The organism is Streptomyces sp. NPDC007929, assembly GCF_042959065.1.
In the GTDB taxonomy this organism is placed as follows: Bacteria; Actinomycetota; Actinomycetes; order Streptomycetales; family Streptomycetaceae; genus Streptomyces.
On the sequence record NZ_JBIBKD010000004.1, the window covers coordinates 625,783 to 640,515 of the forward strand.

At 72.5% G+C, this 14,733-nt stretch carries 3 protein-coding genes; all 3 read left to right on the forward strand.

Going from position 1 to position 14,733, the window contains the following annotated elements:
- The first annotated feature begins 2 nt into the window (after positions 1–2).
- The 3 genes from ACFZDE_RS16415 to ACFZDE_RS16425 are packed head-to-tail and all read left to right on the forward strand — an operon-like array spanning position 3 to position 14,439.
- Positions 3–1,790 (forward strand): ABC transporter transmembrane domain-containing protein, encoded by a 1,788-nt coding sequence (locus tag ACFZDE_RS16415; RefSeq protein WP_391200330.1) that lies wholly within the window; start codon positions 3–5, stop codon positions 1,788–1,790.
- 57 nt (positions 1,791–1,847) lie between these two features.
- On the forward strand, positions 1,848–12,749 hold the full coding sequence (locus tag ACFZDE_RS16420; RefSeq protein WP_391200331.1) for an amino acid adenylation domain-containing protein: 10,902 nt from the start codon (positions 1,848–1,850) through the stop codon (positions 12,747–12,749).
- Entirely contained in the window at positions 12,739–14,439 is a 1,701-nt protein-coding gene (locus ACFZDE_RS16425; protein ID WP_391200332.1) for an ABC transporter transmembrane domain-containing protein, read from the forward strand. The genes ACFZDE_RS16420 and ACFZDE_RS16425 overlap by 11 nt, the downstream gene beginning before the upstream one ends.
- Positions 14,440–14,733: the final 294 nt, after the last annotated feature.

The following is a 14,733-nucleotide window of genomic DNA, read 5'->3' on the forward strand; positions in this document are numbered from 1 at the left end:
AAGTGAGCACCACCGACACGCGCGTCGCCCCGGCGACCCTGCGCACGACGACCGGGCGCGAGGCCGCCCGATGGGTCGCCGGGCACTGCCGCGCGATGCCCGGCCTGACCACCGCGACCGTGCTCACCACGGTCGCGGGGGCGGCGCTCCAGGTGCTCCCGGTGCTTCTGCTCGGCCGGGTGGTCGACGGGGTCGTCGAGGGCGAGGACCGTTCGGTCCTGGTCACGATCGGGGTGCTGATCGGCGCCGCCGCGCTGCTCGGCGCGGCGGCCACCGCGGTCTCCACCTACCTGATCGGACGGCTGGGCGCGGACCTGCTCGCGCGGCTGCGCGAGGGCGCCGTCCGGGCGGTGCTCGGCATGCCGAGCACCCGGATCGAGCAGGTCGGCCGGGGAGACGTGCTCTCCCGGGTCGGCGACGACGTCGCCGTCATCTCCAAGGGCATCCGTACGGCCGTCCCCACGGTGTTCTCGGCGGGCGTCCTGGTCGTCATCGCGACCCTCGGCATGTTCGGGCTCGACTGGCGGCTCGGCCTGGCCGGCGCCGGCGCGCTGCCGGCGTACGCGCTGGCGCTGCGCTGGTACCTGCCCCGCTCCGCCCCGCTCTACCGCAAACAGCGCGTGGCCCAGGCCGACCGCGCCCAGGCCTTCATCAGCGGCCTGAACGGCATCGACACGGTGCGCGCGTACCGCCTGGAGGGTGCCTTCCGCGAGAAGGTCACCACCGAGTCGTGGCGGGTGCGCGAACTCGGGATCGAGGTGTTCCGGTTCTTCGGACGGTTCGTCGGCCGGGAGAACCGCGCCGAGTTCATCGGTCTGGTCCTGATCCTCGTCGTCGGGTACGCCCTGCTGGAGGCCGACGCGGCCACTCTGGGCGAGGTGTCGGCCGCCCCGCTGCTCTTCCACCGGCTCTTCACCCCGCTCGGCGCCATCATGTTCACCTTCGACGAGGCGCAGAAGTCGGGCGCGAGCCTGACCCGCCTGGTCGGGGTGCTGGGGGAGTCCGCCGAAGAGCGGCTGGTCGGCGACGAATCCGTCACGGCCGCCGGGGCCGGGGCGTACCCGGTGACGGTCGAGGGGCTGACGTTCCGTTACCCGGGCTCCGAGGAGCCGGTGTTGCGGGACGTCGACCTGACGATCCCGGCCGGGGGGTCGCTCGCCCTGGTGGGGGCCACGGGTGCGGGCAAGACGACGTTGGCCGCGCTGATCGCGGGCATCGGCATCCCGCAGTCCGGATCGGTGCGCATCGGGACGACCGATCTCGCCGGCCTGGACGAGGCCGGGGCGCGGGCCCTGGTGAGCATCCTGACGCAGGAGACGCACGTCTTCTCCGGCCCGCTCGCCGACGACCTGCGGCTGTCCGCCCCGGGCGCCACCGACGCCGAACTGCTGGACGCGCTGCGCACCGTCGGCGCCGAGGGCTGGGTCGCCGCGCTGCCCGAGGGGCTGCACACCCCGGTCGGGGAGGGCGGCGAGCGCCTGGACGTCACCAAGGTCGCGCAGATCGCCCTGGCGCGGCTGGTGCTGGGCAGGGCTCCGGTGGTGGTGCTCGACGAGTCGACCGCCGAGGCCGGCAGTGAGGGCGCCGCCGAGCTGGAGCGGGCCGTGCTGGCCGCGTGCGCGGGCCGGACCACGCTGTTCGTGGCGCACCGGCTGACCCAGGCGATGGCGGCGGACCGGATCGCCGTGCTCGACGCGGGACGCGTCGTGGAGCAGGGCACACACGAGGAACTGGTGGCTCTGGGCGGCCGGTACGCACGACTGTGGCGGGCCTGGCGAGAGGGTAGTTAGGCAACCCTTATTTAGGTTAGCCTAACTCCATATTCTGGAAGGGACGCTGAGTCTTCGATGATGCAACCGCGCGCTCGTCTCGCACTGCTTTCCCCCACGCGCCTGGCCGAGGTGCGCCGCCGGATCGGCGACCACCCGCACAGGACCATCACCGAGGCCTGCGCCATCGGCCTGTCGTACTGGGCGACCGGCCGAAGCCCCGAGGGCATCGACCTCACCCCCGGCACCCTCTTCGCCGACGTCCTCGGCTGGGTCGGCAACGGCGGTACGGCGCCCACCGGTTGGGAGATCTCCCCGGACGGTCGCGGCATCACGCTCCCCGACGGCGTCACCGTCGAAGACGCGCAGCGCGCGCTGGACGACCTGGCCGACTTCCCGGACCGGCCGCTCGGCACCGTCGGCCCCTCCAGCGTCGCGGACCGGCTGCGGACCCTGGCCGAGTGGAACGACAACCGGGCCGACCGCGACCGCCCCACCCTCGTGGAGATGTTCCGCGCACAGGCCGCCGCCCGCCCGGACGCCGTGGCCGTCGTCGACGAGCACCGCACCCTCACCTACCGCCAAGTCGCCGAACTGTCCAGCCAGTTGGCGCACCACCTGCTCGGCCGCGGACTCGGCTCCGAACAGGTCGTCGGCATCTCCCTTAGCCGCTCCGCCGACATGGTCGTCGCCCTGCTCGCCGTGCTCCAGGCCGGGTGCGCCTTCGTACCGCTCGATCCACAGTGGCCCGCGGCCCGCCGCGCCGTCGTCATCGAGGACGCCCGGGTCGTCGTCCAGCTGAACGCCTCGGGCGAGCACGACCCGGCCGAACCGGACGCCCTGCCCGTCGACCTCGGCGACTGGCGCTACGCGGCGTACCCGAAGGACGCAACCGGCGTCACCGTCCTCGGTGACGCACTGGCCTACGTGATCTTCACCTCCGGTTCGACCGGGCGGCCCAAGGGCGCGATGATCCGTCACGAGGCCATCAGCGAACGCCTGTTGTGGCAGGTGAACGAGATCCTGGGCTTCGGCCACGACGACGCCTCGCTGTTCAAGGCGCCGCTGTCCTTCGACATCTCCATCAACGAGATCTTCCTGCCGCTGGTCTGCGGCGGCCGCCTCGTCGTCCTGCGGCCCGGCGGCGAACGCGACCCCCACCACCTGCTCAGCGTCATCGCCGAACAGCGCGTCACCTTCACCTATCTGGTGTCATCCATGCTGGACGTCCTGCTGGAGATGGCCGGCGACTCCGGCCGCCTGGACAGCCTGCGGCATGTCTGGTGCGGCGGCGAGGTACTCACCCCCGAGCTGTACGAGCGGTTCCGCACCAAGCTCGACAACATCCCCATGTACCACGGCTACGGCCCCGCCGAGACGACCATCGGCGTCTCCCACGTCATCTACCGGGGCGCCGCGGAACGCCTGTCGACGTCCATCGGCAAGGCCAACCCCAACACCCAGCTCTACGTCCTGGACGACGAACTGCGCCCGGTCCCGGTCGGCGTCGGCGGTGAACTCTACGTCGGCGGCTTCCTCCTGGGCCGCGGCTATGTCAACGCCCCGGGCCTGACCGCCTCCCGCTTCGTCGCCAACCCCTTCGCGAACGACGGCTCCCGCCTCTACCGCACCGGCGACCTCGCCCGCTTCGCCCCCGACGGATCGCTGGACTTCCTCGGCCGCGCCGACAACCAGATCAAGATCCGCGGCATGCGGCTGGAGATCGAGGACGTCGAAGCCGGCCTCGCCGAACACCCCGGCGTCCGGCACACCTGCGTCGTCGCGAAGAAGAACACCGCGGGCGGCACCTACCTGGTCGGCTACGTCATACCCGCCGGCGGCGACGGACTGCGGGCCGACGAGGTCAAGGCATGGGCCGCCGCGCACATGGTCGAGTACATGGTGCCCGCCCACATCGTCGTCATGGAGGAGTTCCCGCTTACCGCCAACGGCAAGCTCGACCGCAACGCGCTGCCCGAGCCCACCACCCAGGCCGGCCCACTGGTGCGCCCCACCACCGACGACGAGCGCGCGGTGTGCGCCGCCGTCGCCGAGGTGCTGCGCCTCGAAGAGGTCGGTGTCGACCAGGACTTCTTCCAGCTCGGCGGCGACAGCATCCTCGCGATCTCCCTGCTGAGCGCCCTGCGCGAACAGGGCCTGCACGTCACGGCACGGCAGATCTTCACCCACGGCACCGTGGGCGCCCTGGCCGCGGTCGCGAGCCGCGAGGACGCCTCCGCCGTCGACCACGCCGACGTCCCCACCGGCACCGTCGTGGGCTCGCCCATCGTGCAGTGGCTCGGCGAGACCACGGACGCCGTCGACGGTTTCGTCCAGTCGGTCGTCCTGAACACACCGGCGGACCTGACCGCCGACGCCCTCGACACGATCCTCACCGCCCTCCTCACCCGGCACGACATGCTCCGCGCCAAACTGGTGCGCGGCACCCACTGGAGCTTCGACATCCCCGGCCCGGACCGGACCGCGCCCTGCCTGCGGCGCAGCGACCGGCCGCTCGACGAGTGCGTCGCCCTCGCCACCGAGGCACTGGACCCCACGAACGGCGTGATGCTCAGCGCCGTCTGGCGCGAGGAAGCACGCCAACTCGTCCTCGTCGCCCACCATGTGAGCGTCGACGGCGTCTCCTGGCGCGTCCTGATGGAGGACCTGGCCACCGCCTGGCGGCAGTTCAGCGCGGGCCGGGCCGTCGAACTCCCCCCGGTGGGCACGTCGTTCCGGCGCTGGACACAGCTGCTGGAACGCGCCGCGTTCGACGCCGACAGCTCCTACTACCGTCGCCCCCTGCCCGGCGAGGACCACCCGCTGGCCCGCCGCGCCCTGTCCGACGCCGACACCGTCGCCGGCGAACGCCTGCGGACCGTCACGGTCGGCCCCGAGGTGACGGCCACCCTGCTGAACGAGATCCCCGCCAAGTTCCACGCGGGCGTCAACGACGTCCTGCTCACCGCGCTCGCCGTCGCCCTCGCCCGGCACCGCCGCGACCTCGGCCAGGACCAGACCTTCGCCCACATCGAGCTCGAAGGCCACGGCCGAGAAGGGCAGTTCGTCGCGGACTCCGCCGGCTTCGAGCCGGAACTGTCGCGGACCGTGGGCTGGTTCACCACCCTCTTCCCGGTGACCGTCGACCCCGGCACGGCACCGGACTTCACCTCCCCCGAGTACCTGACCGCCGCCCTCAAGGCGGTCAAGGAGGACCTCGCCAAGGTCCCCGACAACGGCGTCTCCTACGGCGCCCTGCGCTACCTCACCCACTGCGCGTTCGACGCCCCCGCACCCCAGGTGCTCTTCAACTACCTCGGCCGCTTCGCCGCCGGAGCCCCCGGCGACTGGCAACTCGCGGGCACCACCGGCCAGCTGGGCGAGAAGCGCGACCCCCGGATGCGGCTGCCGCGCGCCCTGGAGTTCAACGCCATCGCCGAACCCGCCGCCTCCGGCGCCTACGAGCTCGTCACCACGCTCTCCTGGCCCGACGGACTGTTCACCGACGCCGACATCACGGCACTCGGCGACTACTTCCGCACCGCCCTGACCGGACTCGCCGCCCTCGACCAGGGCGGCCACTCGCCCAGCGACTTCCCCCTCGTGCCGCTCACCCAGGCCGACGTCGACGCCCTGGACGGCCCGGCGCTGCGCGACGTCCTGCCGCTCACCCCGCTCCAGGAAGGCCTCTACTTCCACTCGGTCTTCGACGACGACTCCGCGGGCGCCTACGTCGAGCAGCAACTGCTCACCCTGGACGGCGAGGTGGACGCCGACCGCCTCGCGAGGGCCGCCACCCGGCTGCTCACCCTGTTCCCGAACCTGGCCGCGCGCTTCACGGCCCTGGCCGACGGCCGCGTGGTCTCCGTCCTGGACAGCGGCGCCGAAGCCCCCTTCACCACGCTGGACCGCCCCGGCATCACCGACGAGGAGATACGCGACCTCGCCGAACGCGACCGCCGCACCGGCTTCGACCTCGCCACCGGCCCCCTCATGCGGTACACCCTCATCCGCACCGGTTCCGGCCACGACGTCCTGGTGCAGACCGTGCACCACATCATCGCCGACGGCTGGTCCGTGCCGCCGATGCTCCGCGCGCTGCTCACTGAGTACCACGCCCCCGGCACCGTCTACCCGGTCGGCGGCTTCGCCGACTACGTGCGCTGGCTCGCCGGACGCGACGCCGACGACAGCGACCGCGTCTGGCGCGCGGAACTCGCCGGACTGCCCGGCCCGTCGCTGGTCGCCGAGGGCCACACCCCCTCCGACCGGTTCGCCGACACCTCCATGGCACCCGAGAACGACATCGACAGCGCCGTCCGCGAGGCCGGAGTGCCACTGAGCGTCGCCGTGCACAGCGCCTGGGCCATCACCCTCGGCGGGCTCCTCCAGGGCCGGGACGTGGTCTTCGGCTCCACGGTCTCCGGCCGCGACGCCGACGTGCCCGGCATCGGCGACATGGTGGGCCTCTTCATCAACACCATCCCCGTACGGGCCCGTTGGAGCTCCGGGGCCACCGCCGCCGACCTGCTGACCTCGGTGCGCGACCACCAGAGCACCGTCCTGCCGCACCAGCACGTCTCCCTGGCACGCATCGGCCGCCAGGTGGGCACCGGTCCACTCTTCGACACGCTCGTGGTGTTCGACGTGGCCACGGACCTGACCGCGCTGCGCAGCCCCGGGGACACCCTGACCATCACGGACCTCGTCAACGAGGGCGCCCCGCACTACCCGCTCACCCTCGTGGTCGAGCGCACACCCGACGGCCGCCCCCGCTTCAACCTCGTCTACGACGCCGAACTGCTGCGCGAGACGACCGCCCGGACGATCCTGCACACGTTCAGCCGGACCCTGACCGCCCTGCTCGCCCACCCGGACGCCCCGGTCGACGCCCTGGCGGCGGGAGCCGAACGGCGCCCCGCCCCGCTCACCCCGACCACCCTGGGCGCACTGTTCGACGCCGCCGCCCGCCGCGACCCGGCGGCCACCGCCGTCACCCAGTGCGGCCTCGACGGCGCCACCCGCTCCCTGACCTACGGCGAACTGTCCGACGCCAAGGACGGCCTGGCCGGTGCCCTGCGTGCGGCGGGCGTCGGCCCGGGCAAGCGGGTCGCCGTCGCCGTCCCCCGCTCCCTGGAGCAGGTCGTCGCCCTCGTCGCGATCGCCGGCGCGGGCGGCGCGTACGTCCCCCTCGACCTGGCGTACCCGGACGAGCGGCTGGAGTACATCCTCGGCGACGCGGCCCCGCAGGTCGTCCTCGTGGACCGGGACCAGCGTGACCGCTTCACGGACCTCCTGGCCCGCGCAGGGGTGCGGGCCAGGGTGCTGGTCCAGGGCGAAGAGACCTCGGACACCCGCCCGGAGCCCGCGCCCGAGCCCGACTGGCACACCCCCGCCTACGTGATCTACACCTCCGGATCCACGGGCCGCCCCAAGGGCGTCGTCGTCCCGCACTCCAGCGTGGTGTCGCTGCTCGCGAACACCCGGCCGGACATGGACTTCGGCCCCCGGGACGTCTGGGTCCAGTTCCACTCCTTCTCCTTCGACTTCGCGGTCTGGGAGCTGTGGGGCGCGCTGGCGCACGGCGGCGAGCTGCTGGTGCCCGAGTACGGGCTGACGCGCTCCCCGGTCGACTTCCACCGGCTGGTCCGCGAGCGCGGCGTCACCGTCCTCAACCAGACCCCGTCCGCCTTCTACCAGTTCATCGAGGCCGACCGGCTCGCCGGCGAGCCACTGCCCGCACTGCGCCGGATCATCTTCGGCGGCGAGGCACTCGACCTCGGCCGGCTGCGCGGCTGGGTCGAACGGCACGGCACGGCCGCCCCCGAGCTGGTCAACATGTACGGCATCACCGAGACCACGGTCCATGTCACCCACCGGGTGCTGACCGACGCCGACTTCGGCCCCGGCGACGACACCAGCCCCATCGGCGGCCCGATCCCCGGCCTGGTCACCTACCTGCTCGACGACAGGCTCCGCCCGGTGCCGCCGGGCCGCGAGGGCGCCATCTACGTCGCCGGCGACCAGGTGTCCCTCGGCTACCTGGGCCGTCCCGGGCTCACCGCGGGCCGCTTCGTCGCCAACCCGTTCACGGCCGACGGCTCCCGCATGTACCACACGGGCGACCTCGCGATCCGCACCCTCGACGGCGAACTGGTCTTCACCGGCCGCGCCGACGACCAGGTCCAACTCAAGGGCTTCCGTATCGAGTTGGGTGAAGTCGAGTCCGCGATCAGGGCCTTCGACGGTGTGACGGACGTGGCGGTGACGGTGGCGGACACCGGCGATCATCTGGTCGCGCATGTGGTGGGCGACGTGCCGGGTGATTTCGAGGGACGGTTGGCGCAGAGGCTGCCCGTTCACATGATCCCCGGCAGGGTCCTGACGATCGACGCCCTGCCGCTGACGGTGAACGGCAAGTTGGACCGAACGGCCTTGGTGGAGCGCGCCCTCAGGGGCGCGGGGAACGGCGCGACAAGCCACAACACCCTCGCAGGTGACAGCACGACACTTGCCACGCTGATCGAAATCTTCACTCACACACTGCCCGGCACAGCCGTGGACGCCGACACCGACTTCTTCCGCGCCGGAGGCGACAGCATCATCGCCATCACGGTCGTGAACAGGGCCCGCACCCTCGGCCTGTCCCTCGCGCCGAAGGACGTCTTCCTGCTCAAGACCCCCCGCGCCCTGGCGGAACACCTGGGCACGAGCACACACCGGGCCACCCCGGCGGGCGCCCCACGCGAGGACGGCCCCCTCCCCCCGACCCCGATCATCCTCCGCCAGCGCGAACTCGGCGGCTCCCTCACCCGCTTCGCCCAGGCCAGGACGCTCCAGGCCCCCGAGAGCGCCGGCTTCACGGACGCCGTGCGCGCCGCGCACGCCGTGGTCGCCGCCCATCCGGCCCTGCGGCTGAGGCTCCGCACAGAACACGGCGTATGGACCCTGCGCACCGAGTCCGCCCGCGACATCACCGTCGTACGCCCGGACACCACCGACGCGACAGCCGTCGCGAACGAGGCCGCCGGGCAGCTCGACCCCGAGTCAGGCGAGGTGATCGCGTTCGCGTGGCTGGAGTCGACCAGGACCCTGGTCGTCACCGTGCACCACCTCGCCGTAGACGCGGTCTCCTGGCTGATCCTGCTCGACGACCTCATCGCGGCCCTGCGCGGCGAGCCGCTCGCCCCGCCGACCACCTCGTACGCCGAGTACGCCGAAGCCCTGACGCTGAGGGCGACCCAGGACCTCGACGACCTCGGCCACTGGGTCACCACCCTCCAGGCTCCCGAACTGCTGCCGCACACAGGGGCGTTGCGCAGCACGACCGTGGCACTCGCCCCGGACGTGAGCGACAGCGTCACCCGCACCGCCCCCGCCGCCCTGGGCGTCGGACTCACCGAGCTGCTGTGCGGCGCCCTGCGCACCGCGCTGACCCGCATCCAGCCGTCCCCCGGCGACCTCGCGATCGACCTGGAACGGCACGGCCGGGTGCCGGTCCTCGAACAGCACGACTACACCCGTACCGTCGGCTGGTTCACCGCCATCGCACCCGTACGGCTCACCGCGCACACCGACCCCGTCGCGGCGGCCCGCGAGGTCGCCGAGCGCCAGCCCGACGAGGACGGACACGTCGCCTACGGCCGCCTCAGGTACCTCAACCCGCAGACGGCGCCGCTGCTCACCGCCCGCCCGCAGGTGCTGTTCAACTACCTCGGCCGGGGGAGTGAGTCCCAGGCGCCGCACCTCACCGGCGGCGACCAGGGCAGCCCCTACGCCGTCGAGGTCAACGCGTGGACCGACGAGGCCACCGGCAGTCTGCTCGCCGAGTTCGTCCTCGCCGAGGGCGTCCCCGACACGATCACCGAGCACTGGCGCGACGCCCTGCGGTGCCTCGCCGACGCCGCGACGACGGCCGAGCGCACCGCCCCGGTCACCCCGCTCCAGCGCGGCCTGTTCTTCCAGGCCCAGTTGGCGGGCACGGCCGGACACTACGTCGCGCAGAACTGGTTCACCTTCGACCGGCGCCTGGACACCGGCGCGCTGGCCGAGGCGATGGCCCATGTGATCGCACGGCACCCGGTCGTCGGCGCCGGCTTCGGTACCGACCAGGACGGAAACCCGGTGCAGGTCCTCAAGGCCGGGCGGCGGGTCGACGTCCGTACGGTCGCCCTGTCGACGGACGCGGAGGTCGACGCCCTGCGCGCCCGGGACCGGGACACCGGCTTCGACCCGGGTGAGCCGCCGCTGATCCGGCTGACCGTCGTGCACCTGCCCGGCGACCGGGACGGCCTGCTGCTCAGCTACCACCTGCTGCTGTGGGACGGCTGGTCCCGGGAGATCGTCCTGCGGGACCTCTTCGACGCCTACCGCGCCGTCCTCGCGGGCGAGCCGCTCGATCCGACGCCCGCCACACCCAGCTTCGAGGAGTACGCCCGGGCCCTCGACGCCAAGGACCCGGCGGTGTCGGAGCGCTTCTGGGCGGACCACCTGGCCGCGCTGCCCGGCCCGACGCTGCTGGCCGGACCGGAGCCGTCCTTCTCGGACGACCTGCCGAGCGCGCTCGTGCACACCCTGTCCGCCGAGCGGTCCGCGCTGGTGCGCGAGACGGCCCGGGTGCACGGCGTCACCCTGAACTCGGTGCTGACCGGCGCGTTCGGCCTGCTCCTCGGCGCGCACACCGGCCGCGCCGACGCCGTGTTCGGCGTGACCGTCTCCGGCCGGGACGGCGAGGGACGCTCCGGCATCGTCGGCGTGCTGCTCAACACCGTGCCGATGTGGACCCGGGCCCGCCCCGGCGACACGGTCGGCGCCTATCTGTCCGCCGTCCAGGCCGCCCGGGTCGAGGCGATGGAGCACGAGCACCTCGGGCTCGGCGAGATCCAGCGGGCCAGCGGCCACGACACCCTGTTCGACAACCTCTTCGTGCTCCAGAACTTCCTGGACATGGACGCGTTCGCCGAGATGAACACGCGGCACGGCATCACCTCGGTGAAGGCCGACGACTCCACCCACTATCCGTTCACCTGGGTCGTCACGCCCGGGGACCGGCTCACGGTCAAGCTGGAGTACCGCGACGGCGACACCGGCAACGCCCGCCGTCTCCTCGACGACTACCTCGGCGTGCTCGAAGGCCTGGCCCGTGCCACCGGGACGGTCGGGTCTCTGCCCGGTCCGGGCCGGATGCCCGAGCCGGGCGCACGCACCGACGTCGGCACGGACACCGTCGTCGACCGGTTCGACCGGGCGGCCGACCGCGATCCGCAGCGGGTGGCACTCGTCGCCCACGGCTCCACGATGACGTTTGCCGAACTGCGCGACCGGAGCCGGGCCGTGGCGGGTGTGCTCGCCGCCCGCGGCATCGGACCGGAGACGACCGTGGGGCTGGCGATCCCGCGCTCCCTGGACTGGGTCGCGGCGCTCTTCGCCGTCCTGCGGGTCGGCGCCGCGTACGTGCCGCTGGAGCTGGACCACCCGGACGAGCGGATCGCGGCCATCGTCGACGACGCCCGGCCGCAGGTGATCCTCACCGTGAGCGCGGTCTCGCCCCGGCTGACCGGCGACCTGATCGAACTGGACCGGCCGCTCCCCGACGCCGAGCCGTACGTGACGTTCGCGCCGGACGACCCCGGCCGGCTGCGACACCCCGCGTACACGATCTACACCTCCGGCTCCACCGGGAAGCCCAAGGGCGTGGTGACCGAGTACGCCGGTCTCACCAACATGCTGATCAACCATCAGCGCCGGATCTTCGAGCCGGTGCTGGCCGAGCACGGCCACCGGACCTTCCGGATCGCGCACACCGTGTCGTTCGCCTTCGACATGTCGTGGGAGGAGCTGTTGTGGCTCGCCGACGGCCATGAAGTGCACATCTGCGACGAGGAGTTGCGCCGCGACGCGCCCCGGCTGGTGGCGTACTGCCTGGAGCACGGGATCGACGTGATCAACGTGACGCCGACCTACGCGCAGCAGCTGGTCGCCGAGGGGCTGCTCGACGACCCCGAGCGGCGGCCGGCCCTGGTCCTGCTCGGCGGCGAGGCCGTCACGCCGACACTGTGGCAGCGGCTCGCCAGCACCGAGGGCACGGTCGGCTACAACCTGTACGGACCGACCGAGTACACCATCAACACCCTGGGCGTCGGCACCTTCGAGTGCGAGGACCCGGTGGTGGGCGTGGCCATCGACAACACCGACGTGTACGTGCTGGATCCATGGCTGCGGCCCCTGCCGGACGGCGTCCCCGGTGAGCTGTACGTGTCGGGCATCGGCATCGCGCGCGGCTACCTCGGGCAGCCCGCCCAGACGGCCCACCGTTTCGTCGCCTGCCCGTTCGGTGAGCCCGGCGAGCGCATGTACCGCACCGGCGACCTCGTGGTGCGCCGTCCGGACGGCAACCTGATGTACCTGGGCCGCACCGACCAGCAGGTCAAGATCCGCGGCCACCGGGTGGAACTCGGCGAGGTCGAGGCGGTGTTCGCGGCACATCCGGCGGTGCGGTTCGTCGCCGCGGTGGCCCAGCCCGACCCGCAGGTCGACGGCGCCCACCGGCTGGCCGCCTACCTGGTCCTGGACGGGGCGGACCTGGCCTCCGTCGCCGCCGACGTGGGCGCCGGGCTGCCGGACTTCCTGCGGCCCACGCACTACGCCCAGGTCGACGGCATCCCGCTGACGGTGAACGGGAAGGCTGACACCAAGGCGCTGCCCGAGGCAAAGCCGCTGGGCGCGCTGACCACGGCGGGGGAGCGGCGGCCCGGGACCGAGACCGAGACCGTGGTCTGCGAGTACTTCGCCGAGGCACTGGATCTTGACGACGACGAGGTGAGCGCGGTGAGCGACTTCGTGTCCCTGGGAGGACACTCCATGCTGGCGGTGCGGCTCGTCGGGCTGCTCCGCCGCGAGTACGGTCCCGTGATCACCATCCGCGATCTGTTCACCCTGCGAACCCCGGAAGCGATTGCCCGCCACCTCGATGACAACTGACACCCAGCGGCCCCGCCCCGGGGCCGCCATCCTCCGCACGGCCCTGCGCCGCAACCTCGGCGCCATGGCCGGGGGCACCCTCCTCATGGGCCTCTACCAGGCCGGTGAGACGGCCTTCCCCATCGCGCTCGGCCTGATCGTCGAGCACACGATGCGGGGCGAGCGCAGCCTCCAGGCGCTGGCCGTGTCGATCGGCGCCCTGGCCGTGATCATCACGACGGTGTCGCTGTCGTGGCGGTTCGGCATGCGGATCCTGCAGAAGGCCAACACGACCGAGGCGCACCGCTGGCGGGTGAAGGTCGCTGCCTGCGGCCTCCAGCCCGTGGCCAGGGACGTCGACCTCAAGTCCGGCGAGGTGCTGACCATCGCCACCGAGGACGCCGACCAGACCGCCGACATCATCGAGGTGGTGCCGCTGCTGATCAGCTCGCTCGTCGCGGTGCTGGTCGCGGCGGTCGCCCTGGGCCTGGCGGACATCAGGCTCGGACTGCTGGTGATCGTGGGCACGGTCGCGATCCTGTCGATCCTCAGCGTGATGTCCAAGCGGATCGGCAGCAGCACGCAGGAGCAGCAGGCGCGGGTGGCCCGAGCGGGGGCGAAGGTCGCCGACCTGATCACCGGCCTGCGCCCACTGCACGGCTTCGGCGGCAACCACGCCGCGTTCCGGTCCTACCGCGAGGTCAGTACCGAGGCGAAGCGCCAGTCGATCACCGTCGCCAAGGTGAACGGCGTCTACGCGGGCACCGCCCTGGCCCTCAACGCCGTCCTCGCCGGCGCCGTGACCCTGACGGCGGGCTGGCTGGCGTTCGAGAGCCGGATCACCATCGGCGAACTCGTCATGGCGGTGGGGCTGGCGCAGTTCATCATGGAACCGCTCAGGCTGTTCTCCGAGATGCCCAAGTACGTGATGATCGCGCGGGCCTCGGCGGAGCGGATGGCCCTGGTGCTGTCGGCTCCGCCGGTGATGACCCCAGGCACGGGACGCCCCTCGGAGGGCGGCGACCTGGAGATCGACGGTGTCCGCCACGGCACCCTGACCGACCTGACGTTCCGGGTGAAGGCGGGGGAGTTCGTCGCCATCGCCCCCTACCAGCCCCGCGCGGCCGCCGACCTCGCCGCCGTCCTGGCCGTACGCGTTCCGCCGACCGCGTACGAGGGTTCGGTACGGATCGGCGACCAGGACCTGGCGGACCTGTCCGTCGAGGCGGTCCGCGAGCACCTGCTGGTCAACCCGTACGACGGGGAGATCTTCGCGGGCACCCTCCGTACGAACATCGACCCGTCGGGCACGAGCCGTACGGTCCCCGAGGCGGTCGAGGCGTCCATGCTGACCGACGTCGTGGCCCTGCACCGTGAGGGCCTCGACTACGGCGTCCGCGACCGCGGCGCCAACCTCTCCGGCGGCCAGCGCCAACGCCTCTCCCTGGCCCGCGCCCTGGCCGCCGACACCGACGTCCTCGTCCTGCACGACCCGACGACGGCGGTCGACGCGGTCACCGAACAGCTCATCGCCCGCAACGTGTCCACACTCCGCCGCGGCCGCACGACGATCGTGATCACCAGCAGCCCGGCATTCCTGGACGCGGCGGACCGCGTCCTGATCCTGGACGACGGCACGATCACAGCAGAGGACACCCACCGCAACCTGCTCACCAACAACGAGGCCTATTGCCTGGCGGTCGCACGGTAACGCTTCAGGAAGCCAGGGTCACACGCCGCCAGGTGCGCGGCGCTGTGCCGATGCGCAGCTCGCCCGCACGGGCGCGACCATCTCCCGTGCGGGGGGCCGGGGGCTACGCCCTAGGGTTGCGGGGGCTGTGCCGATGCGCGTCTGCGCCGCGCGACCAGCTCCCGCGCGGGGGCTCGGGGGACACGCCCCAGGGGCGCGGGGAACTGCGCGACCAACCCCCACCGCCCCGCACTCGACCACGGCGCTACGCGGGAAGCGTCGAGGTCACGTGTGTTCCTCCAGGGACCGGGGGAG